General features: G+C 43.0%; 13 protein-coding genes and 1 tRNA gene. 8 read left to right on the forward strand and 6 right to left on the reverse strand.

Annotation, left to right across the window (positions count from 1 at the left end; translation table 11 throughout):
- Positions 1-65 precede the first annotated feature (65 nt).
- Positions 66-3,869 carry a DNA polymerase III subunit alpha gene (gene dnaE / locus M1P97_RS04220; RefSeq protein WP_195375031.1) on the reverse strand — a complete coding sequence of 1,268 codons (3,804 nt, stop codon included), beginning with the start codon at positions 3,867-3,869 and terminating at the stop codon, positions 66-68.
- Positions 3,870-4,205: 336 nt separating this feature from the next.
- On the opposite strand from dnaE, the gene M1P97_RS04225 reads away from it, so the two are divergent.
- The 5 genes from M1P97_RS04225 (at position 4,206) to tsf (ending at position 8,024) form a co-directional block, all read left to right on the forward strand.
- On the forward strand, positions 4,206-4,850 hold the full coding sequence (locus M1P97_RS04225) for a porin family protein (RefSeq protein ID WP_249388478.1): 645 nt from the start codon (positions 4,206-4,208) through the stop codon (positions 4,848-4,850).
- Positions 4,851-5,063: 213 nt separating this feature from the next.
- Complete coding sequence (rplM, locus tag M1P97_RS04230; protein WP_028729882.1) at positions 5,064-5,519, forward strand: 50S ribosomal protein L13; 456 nt, start codon at positions 5,064-5,066, stop codon at positions 5,517-5,519.
- Between the two features lie 5 nt (positions 5,520-5,524).
- On the forward strand, positions 5,525-5,911 hold the full coding sequence (gene rpsI / locus M1P97_RS04235) for a 30S ribosomal protein S9 (protein ID WP_028729881.1): 387 nt from the start codon (positions 5,525-5,527) through the stop codon (positions 5,909-5,911).
- A gap of 136 nt (positions 5,912-6,047) precedes the next feature.
- The gene (gene rpsB, locus M1P97_RS04240) at positions 6,048-6,893 is read left to right on the forward strand and encodes a 30S ribosomal protein S2 (protein ID WP_075555905.1); all 846 of its coding nucleotides are present in this window, start codon (positions 6,048-6,050) and stop codon (positions 6,891-6,893) included.
- A gap of 141 nt (positions 6,894-7,034) precedes the next feature.
- A complete protein-coding gene (gene tsf, locus M1P97_RS04245) occupies positions 7,035-8,024 on the forward strand; it encodes a translation elongation factor Ts (RefSeq protein WP_129729990.1) in 990 nt (329 codons plus the stop codon).
- A gap of 79 nt (positions 8,025-8,103) precedes the next feature.
- Here the strand turns inward: tsf and M1P97_RS04250 are convergent, their stop codons facing one another.
- The 4 genes from M1P97_RS04250 to M1P97_RS04265 all read right to left on the reverse strand — a co-directional run bounded on the left by M1P97_RS04250 (position 8,104) and on the right by M1P97_RS04265 (position 13,008).
- A complete protein-coding gene (locus tag M1P97_RS04250) occupies positions 8,104-9,297 on the reverse strand; it encodes a pyridoxal phosphate-dependent aminotransferase (RefSeq protein ID WP_249388479.1) in 1,194 nt (397 codons plus the stop codon).
- 81 nt (positions 9,298-9,378) lie between these two features.
- On the reverse strand, positions 9,379-10,596 hold the full coding sequence (locus M1P97_RS04255; RefSeq protein WP_195375034.1) for a bifunctional 3,4-dihydroxy-2-butanone-4-phosphate synthase/GTP cyclohydrolase II: 1,218 nt from the start codon (positions 10,594-10,596) through the stop codon (positions 9,379-9,381).
- Between the two features lie 6 nt (positions 10,597-10,602).
- Positions 10,603-12,522 (reverse strand): LptF/LptG family permease, encoded by a 1,920-nt coding sequence (locus M1P97_RS04260; RefSeq protein WP_249388603.1) that lies wholly within the window; start codon positions 12,520-12,522, stop codon positions 10,603-10,605.
- 102 nt (positions 12,523-12,624) lie between these two features.
- On the reverse strand, positions 12,625-13,008 hold the full coding sequence (locus M1P97_RS04265) for an START-like domain-containing protein (protein ID WP_195375035.1): 384 nt from the start codon (positions 13,006-13,008) through the stop codon (positions 12,625-12,627).
- Positions 13,009-13,206: 198 nt separating this feature from the next.
- Here M1P97_RS04265 and M1P97_RS04270 point away from each other — a divergent pair.
- The 3 genes from M1P97_RS04270 (at position 13,207) to M1P97_RS04280 (ending at position 14,758) form a co-directional block, all read left to right on the forward strand.
- Positions 13,207-13,280, forward strand: a tRNA-Met gene (locus tag M1P97_RS04270).
- Positions 13,281-13,490: 210 nt separating this feature from the next.
- Positions 13,491-13,871: a GntR family transcriptional regulator gene (locus tag M1P97_RS04275; RefSeq protein ID WP_249388480.1), complete on the forward strand. Its 381-nt coding sequence runs from the start codon at positions 13,491-13,493 to the stop codon at positions 13,869-13,871.
- 5 nt (positions 13,872-13,876) lie between these two features.
- Positions 13,877-14,758 carry a slipin family protein gene (locus tag M1P97_RS04280; protein WP_195375037.1) on the forward strand — a complete coding sequence of 294 codons (882 nt, stop codon included), beginning with the start codon at positions 13,877-13,879 and terminating at the stop codon, positions 14,756-14,758.
- 529 nt (positions 14,759-15,287) lie between these two features.
- Here the strand turns inward: M1P97_RS04280 and M1P97_RS04285 are convergent.
- Complete coding sequence (locus M1P97_RS04285) at positions 15,288-16,226, reverse strand: FimB/Mfa2 family fimbrial subunit (protein WP_195375038.1); 939 nt, start codon at positions 16,224-16,226, stop codon at positions 15,288-15,290.
- Between the last annotated feature and the right edge of the window lie 199 nt (positions 16,227-16,425).

The following is a 16,425-nucleotide window of genomic DNA, read 5'->3' on the forward strand; positions in this document are numbered from 1 at the left end:
ATCTAATTTAAATTGTTCCCTTTTCGAGGTGTCAAAAGTACTAATTCTTTCTACACCGTACAACTTTAGCCGTTTATTTTGAAATCAATATTTTCGTTCTCCTGCAAGAATTCCACTAACTTACCGGTTACATTCAGCCGGATATTCTGTGAAAAGAAATTTTGTGAAATGTTATGTTCGCCATCGACCACTCTAAAATATAACAAGCTCTGTCCCGGATTGTTTTTGATCAATACCGATAATTCATTGACTGTAGGCTCGTCGAGATCGTGGATCGGCAAGGTGATACTGATCTTTTCGATCAGCTTGTCCTTTTCATCCTGCAACAAACGAATGGAACCGATATTGAAATCGAGTTCATTCTCATTCCAGCGACGGGGCTCTACGCGGGCATTGATAAGCAGATACATACCCTGCTTGCAGTATTTACTGTATTCTATATAGTTGTTTCCGAATAAAGCAATCTCGCCACTACCGGTGAAGTCTTCTATTTTAACCACTCCATAAGGTTTGCCTGTCTTGGTCATTCCCTCACGGAAGTCGGTAACGATACCGCCCAGCAGTATTTCGCGTCCTTTCAGGCTCTCCCGGTCGTTGATCTCTGCCATTCCCGTATTGCATACATAGGTTAATACGATGCGGTATTCGTCCAGTGGGTGAGCGGAGAGGTAGATACCTACCAGTTCCTTTTCTTTATTCAAACGTTCCAGGTCGCTCCAACGTTGGCAAACCGGAATTTCCGGCTTGGTAATGGCTACCAATAGATCGTCACCACCAAATAAAGAGTTGGCAGCAGAACTTTTATCCATCTGGAACTTATTACCATAGCGTACCAGTGTATCCAGGAAGAGTTCACCTTTGCCCGTTTCAGCAAAGAACTGTTCGCGTTGGATGCCGAAGTTGTCGAATGCACCTGCCAAAGCCAATGATTCGATGTTCTTTTTATTGCACGATGTCAGGTTGACGCGTTCCACAAAGTCGAAGATGTTCTTATACGGCCCATTTTTCTTCCGTTCTTCAATGATATTCAGTACGGCCGATTCGCCGACCCCTTTCACGGCTCCCAGTCCGAAACGAATGTTCTTGTTACTATCGACGCTGAACTTCAGGATAGATTCGTTCACATCAGGTCCCAATACCTGTATACCCATCGCCTTACATTCATCCATAAACTTCGTGATATCCACGATGTTGGACAAACTTCGGCTCAGTACGGCCGCCATGTATTCGGACGGATAGTTCGCTTTAAGAAAAGCGGTCTGGTAAGCGACCCACGAGTAGCAGGTTGCGTGACTCTTGTTGAATGCATAAGAAGCAAACTTTTCCCAGTCGGACCAGATCTTTTCAAGTGTCTTCGCTTCATAACCGTTTGCCTGGCCACCTGCCATGAACTTCGATTTCAGGTGGTTCATCTTGTCGATCAATTTCTTACCCATCGCCTTACGCAGGGCATCACTTTCACCGCGGGTGAAGTTTGCCAGCAGACGCGACAGAAGCATGACCTGTTCCTGATAGACCGTAATACCGTATGTATCTTTCAGGTATTTTTCCATGACGGCGATATCATATTCGATCGGTTTACGTCCGTGCTTACGGTCGATAAAGTCGGGAATATAATCCATAGGCCCCGGACGGTACAGGGCGTTCATGGCGATCAGGTCTTCGAACTTGGAAGGTTGCAGCTCTTTCAGGTACTTTTGCATACCGGCGGACTCGAACTGGAATGTTCCGGTTGTTTTTCCGGTGCAATACAATTCGTATGTTTTCGGGTCTTCCAGACTGATATGGTCGATGTCGAGTTCTTTACCGGTTGTCAGACGGATGTTTTCAATCGCTTCTTTGATGATGGACAAGGTTTTCAATCCCAGGAAGTCCATCTTGATCAGTCCGGTTTCCTCGATTACTGAACCTTCATATTGGGTAACCAGCATTTCTTCGCCGGTTTCTTTATCTTTTGCGGTACTTACCGGAACAACGTCGGATATATCGTACCGTCCGATAATTACACCACAGGCATGTACTCCCGTATTACGTACGTTACCTTCCAGCATCTGTGCATATTTCAAGGTATCGCGTGCCAGCGGATCGCTTCCGGTGGCCGCTTCGCGCAGTTCGGGTACGTAATTGATGGCATCTTTCAACTTAAACTTCTTCATATCCGGAATCTTATCCGGCACCAGCTTGGCCAGGCGGTTAGATTCGGAAAGCGGTAGTTTCTGCACACGGGCAACGTCCTTGATAGCAGATTTGGTTGCCATTGTACCATACGTAATAATATGTGCTACCCGGTTGGCTCCGTATTTTTCCGTTACCCAACGCAATACTTCTCCGCGGCCGTCATCATCGAAGTCGGTATCGATATCGGGGAGGGAGATACGGTCGGGATTCAGGAAACGTTCGAACAGCAGGTCGTACTTGATCGGGTCGATCTTGGTGATCCCCAGACAGTAGGCTACAGCCGAACCGGCAGCCGAACCACGTCCCGGACCTACCGATACGCCCAACTCTTCGCGGGCTGCTTTAATAAAGTCCTGCACAATAAGGAAGTATCCGGGGAAACCCATTGTCTTCATAATGTGCAACTCGAAATCCAGACGTTCCCTTACTTCTTCCGACAGATCTTCACCATAGCATTCTCTGGCTCCGTCGTAAGTCAGCTTCTTCAGATAGTCGGCTTCCAGCTTGATACGGTAAAGTTTATCGTATCCGCCCAGTTTCTTTATCTTGTCTTTTGCATCATCTTCGCTCAGTACCACATTTCCGTTCTCATCGCGGGTAAACTCTTCGAACAATTCCTGTTCGGATAGTTTTTCGCGGTACGACTCTTCCGTTCCGAACTCTTCGGGAATGGCGAAGGTCGGCATGATAGGGCCACTGTCGATCGAATAGAACTCCACTTTGCCGGCAATCTCGAGCGTGTTGCTGAGGGCTTCCGGTATATCGGCAAAGATGGTATTCATTTCGGCCGTCGTTTTCATCCATTCCTGTTTGGAATAGCGCATACGGGTCGGGTCGTCGAGGTCTTTTCCGGTACTCAGGCAGATCAGGCGGTCGTGTGCCTCGGCGTCTTCTGCGTTTACGAAATGGACGTCGTTGGTGGCGATCAGCTTGACGTTATATTTGTGTGCGAGTTCGATCAGTACCTTGTTGACTTCCTGCTGTTTGGGGTAGGTGGTACAGTCGGCATTCGGATCGTGTGTTTCGTGCCGTTGCATTTCCAGGTAATAATCTTCGCCAAACAGTCTCTTGAACCATTGGATAGACTCTTCCGCCTTGTCGATCCGGCCGTGCATGATGTGCTGTGGAATCTCTCCTCCCAGGCAAGCCGAACAGACGATTAGATCTTCATGGTATTTTTCGAGCAACTCGTGGTCGATACGCGGACGTCCGTAGAAACCTTCGGTCCACGAGATAGATACCATCTTGATCAGGTTCTTATAACCGTTCATGTTCTTTGCCAATACGATCAGGTGGTAACCGCTACGGTCTTCCTTGAGACTTTTATTATGCCGGCCGTTGCGGGCGCAATAGCATTCGCAGCCGATAATGGGTTTGAATATTTTTTTCTTTTCAGCTTCTATTAAAGCCGGGATCTCTCCCAGGCGTGCCTGTTCTTCGGCAGTAAGTTCTTCTTTCCCTTTGAGTGCTTTCTGTTCTTTTTCCAGATCTTTGATAGCACCGAGCGGCTTCCCGTTCTTCTTGGAAACCTTGTTGAAGAACTCTTTTATACCGAACATGTTACCGTGGTCGGTAACGGCTATTGCGTTCATGCCGTCTTTCTGCGCTTTGTCGATCAACGCATCAATAGAGGCTTGACCATCCAGTAACGAGTACTGGGTGTGTACGTGTAGATGTATAAATGGTTCCATATATGATTGAAAAACTTTTTATTTTGATCTAACAAAGGTACTATTTTTTGTTTGGAAACGAGTGCCTCAATCTCTAAAACAGATATACCTTTAACTTTCCAGTTCGAAAGTTTTCTCAAATCGCTGTATTAATGCGGGAGGTGTGAGTTCGTGTATCGTATCGTTTTTCACGAACAGGTAATATGGATACCGTTCAGCATGATGGATTCTATTTGTCTGATTTTAGTTATTTTCTACAGATGAATCTTCTTTCTTGAATCATACGTTAAATTCATAGAATAAGTATCATCATTAGAAAAAAAAACTATCTTTGTTCGGTAGAAAAGAGCATTTAGTATGAAAAGGATCGGATTGGTAATAATATTGGTGATGTTGATGATTGTGCCGGCTGGCGCACAAATCACTTGGGGCGTGCGTGGCGGTTTGGCTTATTCGTCACTGGTACAGAAAATAGATAATAATTATCAATCGGGAGCCCGTTTCGGATTCAGTGTGGCCGGGTTGGCTCAGATACCTTTATATAAGAAATTGTCATTGCAGCCGGAAGTCGCTTTTGTGAATCAGGGTGGTAATTACCTTTCCAATATCCCGGATGGAGATGGTACGGGACGGCTTTATCCGAAAACAAAATGTAACTACTATTCTATTCAGGTACCTGTAAATCTGGTTTATACTTTTCAGTTTACCGATGTTTATTTCAGTGTGATGGCCGGTCCGGCTGTCGATTTCTCCCTGTTCGGGAAGATGAAAACACAGGAAAATGTAAATACCGACATCATTTTCGGTCAGTCCGGCGAAGCAGACCTTAAAACCTTTGATCTGGGAGTAAATATCGGTTTGCAGGTCGAATATTCCAACTTCTTCTTCTCCGTATCCGCCCTTTGCGGAACGCTCGACCGTCGTACATCAAAACACGATGGCGAATCGTCTCTTTATCAAAATAACGTAACTTTCTCTCTCGGCTATTATTTTCGTAAGTAAGTATCCCTTCTCTCTTAGCGGTTCATAATGAAAAAGATGTACAAATATTTTGTATTTCGAAGAAAAGCCGTACCTTTGCAAGCCGAATATTATCAAATTGTACTAAGGGTTTAGTTTTTAGCACATTATTACGTCAAGTGTCCGTAGTGATAATGGTAGTGAGAAACTGAGCGCTTGTTTTTTAGAGTTATTAATTAATTAATTTATTAAGCAGTGGATACTTTAAGTTTTAAGACCATTTCTGCAAACAAAGCAACTGTAAACAAAGAGTGGGTCATCGTTGACGCTGATGGACAGACTTTGGGACGTCTTTGTGCAAAAGTAGCAAAACTTTTGCGCGGTAAGTATAAACCCAATTTCACTCCTCATGTTGATTGTGGTGATAATGTAATCATTATCAATGCAGATAAAATCGTTCTGACAGGTAACAAATGGAACGATCGTGTTTATTTGAGATATACCGGATATCCCGGTGGACAGATCGCATATTCTCCTGCAGATTTGATGCAGAAGGGCGAAGATCGTCTGTTCAGAAAAGTAGTAAAAGGTATGTTGCCTAAAAATCGTCTGGGTGCAAAGTTACTGGGTAACTTATATGTATATGCAGGAACAGAGCACAAACACGAAGCTCAACAACCTAAGTCAATCGATATAAACTCACTTAAATAATAACTATGGAAGTAGTAAATGCAATAGGAAGACGTAAAGCAGCAGTTGCTCGCGTATTCGTAAGCGAAGGAACGGGAAAGATAACTATCAACAAACGTGATCTTGCAAATTACTTTCCTTCTACAATCCTTCAGTTCATTGTTAAGCAACCGCTTGCAAAGCTGAATGTTGAAGAACAATATGACATCAAGATCAACCTTGACGGTGGTGGTTTCAAAGGTCAGTCGGAAGCTGCTCGCTTGGCTATCGCTCGTGCTTTGATCAAGATTAATCCGGAAGATAAACCAGCGTTGAGAGCAGAAGGTTTCGTAACTCGCGATCCTCGTGCTGTTGAACGTAAGAAACCGGGTCAGCCAAAAGCTCGTAAGAGATTCCAGTTCAGCAAACGTTAATGTTATTTGTGAGTTTCTTACAAGGACAAAGCGTTTAGTATCTAAATTGTCGGGATTTCTTTTGCATGCAGACATGCCGGAGGACTACCTGATAGTTGAAAATTAAACAGAAAGTAAACGATTTAAAAAGAAAAAAATGTCAAGAGTTAATTTTGATCAGTTATTAGAAGCTGGTGTACACTTCGGACACTTAAAGAGAAAGTGGAATCCCGCTATGGCTCCTTACATCTTCATGGAGCGCAATGGTATTCATATCATTGATTTATATAAAACAGTTGCTAAAGTAGACGAAGCAGCAGAAGTAATGAAAAACCTGGCTAAGCAAGGTAAGAAAGTGCTTTTCGTTGCTACTAAAAAACAAGCAAAACAAGTTGTCGCTGATAAGGCTGCTTCTGTAGGTATGCCTTACGTTATCGAACGCTGGCCGGGTGGTATGTTGACTAACTTCCCGACTATCCGTAAAGCCATCAAAAAGATGACTACTATCGATAAAATGACAAAAGACGGTACATTTGATAATCTGTCAAAAAGAGAAAAACTTCAGATCACTCGTCAGCGTGCTAAGCTGGAAAAGACGTTAGGTTCTATTGTAGACCTGACCCGTCTGCCGTCTGCTTTGTTCGTTGTTGACGTGATGAAAGAACATATCGCAGTTCGCGAAGCCAACCGTCTGGGTATTCCCGTTTTCGGTATGGTTGATACTAACTCTGATCCTAACAACATTGACTACGTGATTCCGGCTAACGACGACGCTACTAAATCGGTAGAAGTTATCTTAGGCGCTATCTGCGAAGCAATGAACGAAGGTCTGCAGGAACGCAAAGCTGAAAAGATCGATACAGAAGCTGCCGGTGAAGGCGAAGGTCCTAAAAGAGAACGCAAAGGAAAAGCTACTGTAAAGAAAGAACGTACTAAGAAAGAAGACGAAGATGCTTTGAACGCTAAAGTCGCTGACAAGTACGCTAAAGATATCGAAGAATAAATATAATTGACAATTGACAGTTTGCAATTGACAATTAGAATATAAAACAATGGGCAATTGGCTTTTGACAGTAATTGTCAACTGTCGGTTGTCCATTGTTGTTTTTAGAATATATAAACAATTAAATAAGGAAATAAGATTATGGCTGTAACTATGGCTGATATTACCAAGCTGCGCAAAATGAGTGGGGCTGGTATGATGGATTGTAAGAAGGCTTTGACCGAAGCTGACGGTGACATCGAAAAGGCAATGGAAATTATCCGTAAAAAAGGACAGGCAATCGCTGCTAAACGTTCTGATCGTGAAGCTGCTGAAGGTTGCGTGTTGGCTAAAAAAGACGGTGAGTTCGCTGCTACTATTGCTTTGAAGTGTGAAACAGACTTCGTTGCTAAGAATGAAGACTTCGTTGCTCTGGCTCAGGCCATCCTCGACGCTGCTGTGGCTAACAAGTGCAAGACGTTGGATGAAGTGAAAGCTCTGCCGATGGGTAAAGGTACTATACAGGACGCTGTTACTGACCGTAGCGGTATCACTGGCGAAAAGATGGAACTGGACGGCTATAACGTAGTAGAAGGTGCTTACACCACTGTTTACAACCACATGGGTAAGAATCTGCTTTGTACAATAGTAGCTTTCAACAAGGAATCGGACAATGTAGCTCATAACATAGCTATGCAGATTGCTGCTATGAACCCTATCGCTATCGATGAAGATGGTGTTCCTGAATCAGTAAAAGAAACTGAAATTCAGGTAGCTATTGAAAAGACTAAAGCTGAACAGGTTCAGAAAGCTGTTGAAGCTGCACTGAAGAAAGCGGGTATCAATCCTACACATGTGGATAGCGAAGACCACATGGAAAGCAATATGGCTAAAGGCTGGATTACAGCTGAAGATGTTGCTAAAGCTAAAGAAATCATCGCTAAGGTTTCAGAAGAAAAATCAGCTAACTTACCTCAGCAGATGATCGAAAATATCGCTAAAGGTCGTCTTGGCAAATTCTTGAAGGAAGTTTGTCTGTTGAACCAGGAAGATATCATGGATGCAAAGAAGACTGTAAGAGAAACAATGAAGGAAGCAGATCCTGAATTGAAAGTGCTTGCATTCAAACGCTTCACTTTACGTGCTGAATAATTAGCGTAAGCAATGAAATAAAAAAAGGGACTCCGAAATTAATCGGAGTCCCTTTTTATGTTATAAGAATTTACTTTCCTTATTTTAAAGTAGTCAAAGCATTTTTAATACGTTTGATGGCTTCTACGATGTTTTCATCGCTGGTAGCATAGCTCATACGGATACATTCGGGAGCACCGAAGGAAGTACCGCCAACGCAGGCAACGTGTGCTTTTTCCAACAGGAACATAGCCAGGTCGTCAGCATCGTTGATCGTATTTGTGCCGTCTGTCTTTCCGTAGTAGTAGCTACATTTCGGGAACAGGTAGAAAGCTCCTTCCGGTTTGTTGATCTCGAATCCCGGAACTTCCTTAGCCAGGTTGACGATCAGGTCGCGGCGGCGTTCGAATGCTTTACGCATATCTTCAACCGGCTGCTGTGAGCCTGTATAAGCTGCTTCCGCTGCTTTCTGTGATACAGAGCAAGGACCCGATGTATACTGTCCCTGAAGTTTGTTTACGGCTTTTACGATCCATTCCGGTCCGGCAATGAAACCGATACGCCAGCCTGTCATCGCGTATGCTTTGGAAACACCGTTTACAATAACAGTACGATCCTTCATGCCTTCAACAGAAGCAATGCTGTGGTGTTTGCCGATATAGTTGATATGTTCGTAGATCTCGTCGGCAATAACGATGATTTCCGTATGTTTTTTCAATACTTCTGCCAGGCCGGCCAATTCTTCGGCACTGTAAACAGAGCCTGTCGGATTGGAAGGAGAGCAGAGGATCAATGCTTTTGTCTTCGGAGTGATAGCTGCTTCCAACTGAGCCGGAGTGATCTTGAAATCCTGTTCGATACCAGCCGGGACAATTACCGGGTTACCTTCAGCCAGCTTAACCATTTCAGGATAACTTACCCAGAACGGTGCCGGAATAATTACTTCGTCTCCCGGATTTACCAATACCAGAATCGTGTTACAAACGGATTGTTTAGCTCCGTTCGCACAAGAAATTTGATTGGCTGTATATTCCAATCCGTTTTCATTCTTCAGCTTGGCAACGATCGCATTACGTAATGCCGGGTAGCCGGGAACTGGTGAGTAACGAGAGAAGTTATCATCTACCGCCTTTTTTGCAGCTTCCTTAATGTGATCGGGTGTGTTGAAATCAGGTTCTCCCACACTCAGGTTGATAACATCGATACCTTGTGCTTTGAGCTCATTGCTCTTTTGAGACATCGCCAATGTTGCCGAAGGCGATAAACTTGCTAAACGATCTGAAACTTGTGTCATGACACTGCTGTTTGTATAGGTTATTTTAAATAGTTGCGACAAAAGTAATTAATAATCGGTATTCCTGCAACAAATTGCTAATTATTTGATATTGTGAAGTACATGTCCCATACGTTCCTTCTTTGTCTTCATATAAAACTCGTTATATTTGTTGGGAGTTACTTCGATAGGAACGTTTTCTACAATTGTCAAACCATAAGCTTCAAGGCCGACCCGTTTTATCGGATTGTTTGTCATCAGGAGCATTTTAGTGATGCCGATGTGTTTCAGGATTTGTGCTCCGACGCCATAATCGCGTTCATCGGCCTGGTGTCCGAGGTGCAGGTTGGCATCAACGGTATCCAAACCTTCTTCCTGGAGCTTGTAAGCTTTCATTTTATCCATCAAGCCGATGCCGCGTCCTTCCTGGTTCAGGTAAACAATGGCTCCACGTCCTTCCTTTTCGATCATTTGCATGGCTTTATGCAGTTGTTCGCCACATTCGCAACGCATGGAACCGAAGATATCTCCGGTGGCACAGGACGAATGAACGCGGACCAGAACGGGTTCTTCGCCGGATATATCGCCTTTTATCAAAGCGATATGTTCCAATCCGTTGCTTTTCTGACGGAAAGGAATCAGATGGAAATGACCGTATTGTGTGGGCATATCTACTTCCACGCCTTTGTCTACGATCGATTCGGTTTGCAGGCGGTAGGCAATCAGGTCTTTGATACAGATAATTTTAATATCGAATTTCTTAGCCACTTCCACCAATTGAGGCAGACGGGCCATTGTTCCGTCTTCATTGATGATCTCGATCAGCGCTCCGGCAGGGAAAAGTCCCGCCAGGCGAGCCAAGTCAACAGCTGCTTCCGTATGTCCGGCACGGCGGAGTACACCGCGGGAACGGGCGCGCAACGGGTTGATATGTCCCGGACGTCCCAGGTCAGACGGTTTTGTCTGGGGATCGGCTAAGGCACGTATCGTTTCGGCACGGTCGAACATGGAAACACCGGTAGTACAACCGCCGCCCAGCTTATCGACTGTCACGGTGAACGGAGTTTCCAGCATAGAGGTATTTCTGGCTACCTGCATATCCAGATCGAGTTCCTGACAACGTTCTTCCGTGATCGGAGCGCATAATACGCCACGACCGTATGTCATCATGAAATTTACTTTTTCGGGAGTTATCTTTTCTGCAGCTACAATAAAGTCACCTTCGTTTTCGCGATCTTCGTCGTCGACAACGATCAGGAATTTTCCTTCGCGGAAATCTTCAATTGCTTCTTCGATCGTGTTTAATTTGAAATCACTCATATCGTTTTAATTTTTAGTTTCTAAGCTCTTGATCATCTCTTCCAGTTCGAGGCTTGTCTTTTGTACTACCTGTACATCATGGCGCAACAGCTTGCGCTGGTACGTGGCAAGCAGATAGATCGGCAGTCCGATCGGAAAGAAGAGACCGAGTGCCAGTCCGATCTTTCCGTTCAGGTTGGCATTCAGTTGGTTGTATCCGCCTATGACCGGATAGTCCATTAATTTGTTCAATAGCAGGTTCTGGTCGGAGTTGGCCAGTTCCTCAATGATGCTCTCCATCTCTTCAGCTAGTTGTTCGGCTGTCTGATCTTTTCCTCCCTGTTTCCAGAAAGTAATATAATTAAGCCAGCGTTTGTGACCCTGTAAATAGGAAGCACAGTCGTTTGCCAGTTTTTCCAGGCGTGGAAGAACAGATACGTAGTTGGGGGTGAAGATGATTACTTCTTTCTTTTCCACCTTACGTCCGGAACGTTTTCCGATAAGATTTTTCAGTGCGTTCAGGTATGTATCTGCATTTAATATCACACTATCGTTTACGGCTTTGTAAGTTAGGAATATACCCAGCGGAGCCAATACGGCTGAACTCAACCACATACCTTCCCAGGCTGCCCATACACCGTCACGAGCCATTTTAAACCCGATGTTATCAATAATGTAGTAGAAAATGAACAGGATCACAGAGATCACAACCGGCATACCCAGTCCCCCTTTGCGGATAATCGCTCCCAGTGGGGCCCCGATAAAGAAGAATACCATACAGGCAAATGACAGGGTGAATTTCTTATGCCACTCAGTCATGTGGCGGCGGACCTTCGAGGCTTCATCCCCCATTGTTGCCGCTTTAAAATAGTAATCGGCCTTTACACTCTCTATGTTCGATTTAGCACGTACAAGTAAGGCCGCTTTACCACTGGGTGCTTCCGCCTGGTATAGGCTGTCGAAATTGATGATTATAGCCGGTTCATTTTGTTTGTTGACTAATGAGTCTGTATTTGTCTCCTGACTCGTTTTATCCATATCAGACTCTGCCCTTTTGGGTTTGGAGAATGAACGGCGATAAGACATGTCATAAACACTTTTCGCATTCAACTCTTTTATGCTGTCGAGCCTTACGGTCATTGAATCGATGGAGGTCTGCAAGTCGTTCAATTTTTTCCCCATATACTGGTTGGCCATGAACGATTCGTCCGTACGGGTGAAGTTCGCATCGAATTCGATAAGAATTTCTTTGGAACTGAAACTTTCCCTGCGATACGGAACAGCTGTTTTTGCTCCCGTACTGGCCTGAGCTTTCAAATTCTCAAACGATTCGCCGTTGAAGAGCGACAAAACAAGGAATAATTTATCAGCCGATGTTTTCAACCGGCCGGAATCAGCAACGATAACACGTGCATTGTTGAAACCTTCCGAATAATCGTAGATCATCACATCTTTCAGCAGCCCCGTCTTATTGTCCTTTTCTTTTACATATACATTATATCCGGTGATTTCCCCATAGAATACCCCCTCCGGGATATCCAGTTCGGGCGATTTCTGCCGCATGGAGTAGAGTAGGGAGTATAATTTGACCTGGACGACAGGCATGGCGTTATTCTGGAAAAAGAATGCACCGATGCTTATGACGCCAATCGTTATCATAAGCGGTCTCATTATATGTATAAGTGATACCCCTGCCGATTTCATAGCCAGTAATTCCAGGCGTTCACCCAGATTTCCGAAAGTCATCAGAGACGCTAATAAAATGGCCAATGGTAAAGCCATCGGGAGGAGGAATAAAGCAGCATAAAAAAACATTTCGCCGAGCACAGGAATTCCCAACCCCTTTCCCACCATGTCGTCTATGTACCTCCAAAGGAACTGCATGAGTACAATAAACAGACAGATACCGAAGGTCATAATGAACAACGGCAGGAAAGTCTGCAGCATAAATGTATATAATCGTTTTATCTTCAACATTACCTATCCGGGTTGACGGGGCAAAAGTAGTGTAAAAAACGATAAGTACATGACATAAATCTCTAAAACAACCTAAATACCGAGTGTACGTTTCAATTCATAGACTTGCGAGTCCCACAAATTGATCGAATCTTTCTTTTCATCCGGCTCGGCAAAGTCGGTAATTTCAAGAGCGGTTGCTCCGGTGAGCTCAACAGTGTGAATTAAAAATTCGAAGTAAACATTATCATCCTCCTCATCTGCCCAACGATAACGGATACTTGTTTCCGGTTTTACGGCCAGTACTTCGGCTTCCTGCTCATCTCTGTCCCACTTAAAAATATAAGTGTTGTCATTGATTGTTACATCATCTGCGAACCATGCGGATAGTCCGGGAGGTGTGGTGAGGTGATTCCATAAACTTCGTCGCGAAACTTTATCGAAAACGTATTCGATATGAAACTTCTCTTTTTTCATCTTTTCAGCTATTATTTGTGCAGCAAGATAGGCAAAAGATTGCTATTTGCCAATATTCTTAGAATAAAAAAACAGCTAATTTTTAAAGGCTTAGCTGAAAGCCCCGAAAAATAAACGATTTTTTTTCGTGAAACTGTTGCATAATATAAAAATAACCTCTACTTTTGCAGCGTCAATAAGGGAAATTGACAACATGATGGCGAGATAGCTCAGCTGGTTAGAGCGCATGATTCATAATCATGAGGTCCCCGGTTCAATCCCGGGTCTCGCTACAAAATAAAAGGCTTACAAGAAATTGTAAGCCTTTTTTGTTTATCTGACGGTGGCTTCTATATACATTATATATAGTTCCTTATTTCTAATAATTCAAAAGATGAAATTTTTTTTATAAAAACAGTGCGAAAAGTTTGGAGTAACAATTTTTTTTATATCTTTGTCATATATAAATAGTACAATGTTTGTTTAATATAATATGAAATTGTATGATTAAGTTTTTATTAGATTACTCCAGCGGCGTACCGGTCTATCGTCAGATTATCGATCAGATTATATTTGGCATAGCATCCGGGCAACTAAAACTAGGTGAGCAACTTCCTACGGTCAGGGCGCTAGCCGTAGAGTTGAAGGTGAATCTGAACACGGTATCCAAGGCATACAAGGAATTGGAAATCAAAAACATATTGGAAACCCAACAGGGCACGGGAACGTTTATCAATAAAACAGAGAATGTAATATTGGAAAAGGAGAGGGAAGATAAGCTGAAAGAAATTTGTATACAGTTTTCTTCTGTGGCTTTCAGTTATGGCTTTACTCTTAGTGAAATCATGCAGGAATTGAAAAATATTGAAACCTCTAAAAAATAATACTTATGACAACAAATGTAATTAACAAGGGATGGTTTAATCCTATTTCTCTTTCCGTATTGCTGGTACTGATTTTTTTATCAGTCGTTCTGCATGTTTTGCATATTGTGAATATGCCGGTTTTGTTGCTCTTGATTCTCATTTCCAGTTTGTTGGCTCTTTCAATCCGTGTGGCCGACCAATGGGAGCGGGCAGTGGTGTTGCGTATGGGTAAATTTAATGGTTTAAAAGGTCCTGGCCCATTTATGATCATTCCTATTCTTGATAGTGTATCTGCTTATATCGACCAACGGGTACGGGTAAGTGCTTTTAAAGCAGAGCAAACCCTGACGAAAGATACAGTGCCTGTCAACGTGGATGCTGTTGTGTACTGGACGGTTTGGGATGTGGAGAAAGCGGCTTTGGAAGTACAAGAGTATCAAAAAGCCATTGAGCACATAGCCCAGACGGGGTTAAGGGATACAATCGGTAAACATGAGTTATCAACTCTTTTGCAGGAACGCGATAAGATTGCTGAAGATTTACAGCACGTTTTAGATAGAAATACAAATCCCTGGGGGATTACCTGTCAAACTGTTGGTATTAACGATATCGCTATACCTCAGGATCTAGCCGATGCCATGAGTAAGGAAGCCCAGGCCGAACGCGAAAGAAGAGCCCGTGTCATTCTGGGAACGGCGGAAACCGAGATTGCCGAGAAATTTGAGTTGGCCAGTAAAAAGTATACTGATAATCCTGTCGCGTTGCACCTCAGAGGGATGAATATGCTTTTCGAGGGGTTGAAAGAGAAGGGTTCTATGATTATAGTGCCGAGTTCGGCATTGGATACAATGAACTTGGGAGCTATGGGAGGATTAGCATCGCTGGCGAAGAGCAACGAAGTATAATGAGTTCTGAAGAATATTTTGAACGTGGTATGCCCGTTCTCTGTTGCCAGGCTGAATTGGCAGATCCGGCAGGCCTATAAGGTTAAGGTCGGCTGTCTGAAATCGGACAAATCTGTCCATAAGATACAAAAAAAGCCCCCACTCTCTGTTTGTCTGTAAAAACAAGCAAAGAGTGGGGCTTTATTAATTATGTAACCTCCCGGTTATGTTAATTAAGGTTTGCCTGCAGAATTAAGGGATTCTGGCAAGCAGAGTATAGGGTAAAATTTCACAAATTGTATTGTGTCTACAAATGTACTTGTATAGTTATATAATAGGGGCAGGTATTCGTATCACACATAGGTGGTATTTGTGTCAACCCTTTTGTTGGATGACTTGTGTTGAATTTGAAGGATTTGTTAACAGGTGTATGACTATCGCTAATGATGGTGTTCCTATCACTGAGAATCGCATATTTGAAAAAAAACGGCGCACACGCGGAACAATCCGGATGTACGCCTTTATGCATATAAAAAATTGAGGGTCGAAATTAACCGATAGTGACGTGTTGAATAACTGTACCCCAGTCTGTTACAACAATATTGCCACTATTTTTAGAAAGATCGAAAGTCATTTCTGACTGTTCTCCTTCGTTTACAGACACTTTCTCCAAATTTTTGACATTTTCGGAAGAAAGGATCATGTTATCGTCTTTGTAAAGCTCGATAGTGATATTAGAAGCCGGCAGGATAGTTGTTTTGTCGGCAACTACATTTCCTTTTTCGTTTAAAGTGGCCGGAATGATATATTCAATATCTTCTCCTGTCAATTCACCGTTGTGATTAAAAGAGCTTTTTGTTTTCTTTACTTTATAATAAAAATTACCTTCTTTTGAATCCAGAACTTTGATAATTCCTTTTGTGACCAAAGAAATAGAAGATACTTTACGTTCGATTTTTAAAGTTTCAGTGCTTGATTTAGTTGATGTGTTGCTTTTCAATGTAACTTGTCCGTAGAACAAATCACCTGGCAAAGAAGCTGCAACGCCATTGTTTTGTTTCAGGCTCACCTGCAAATCGGAAATGATGTTAGCCTGGTTCATTGCACTGATAGTTTCGTTTTCACCAGAAATGCCGGCCCATGCCACAACTGTGATCTGTTTTGATTCCGGGCATGTAATTTCGATCGGTTTAGCCTGCAACAGATAAGTTCTGTCAACATTGATTTGCTTGTAGAAATCACCTTGCTGATCGAATACGAACAATGTAGTCTGATCCACATCGCCTTTAACCGTAATGTCTTTGTTGTCTGAATAAGCTTTCAGAACGACTGAAAAAGAAGTATTTTCTTGATTAGAAGCATTTTCGATGATGCTGTTATCGATACTGGAAGTGGAATCGCTGTCTGCAGAGCAACTTGCTAAAGAGATCATAGCGATCAGCATGCAAACAGAAAACAAACAATTTGTGAAAATTTTACCCTTTTTCATGACCTTAATTTTTTATATGCTTTGAAATTACCCTATACTGTCGGAGAGATTTTTTTGTTCGGTTAAGACCCTCATCAAAACCTTTTGTCTCTCATCGACATTGCAAATATAGATACAAAAACGAGATGGGAATCAAATATATGTAAAATAAAAGTTAAAACGATCAAAATAGTTGCTGAAAATATCAAATAAATGGTTG

It is taken from the genome of Parabacteroides leei, assembly GCF_023369805.1.
Taxonomy (GTDB): Bacteria; Bacteroidota; Bacteroidia; order Bacteroidales; family Tannerellaceae; genus Parabacteroides; species Parabacteroides leei.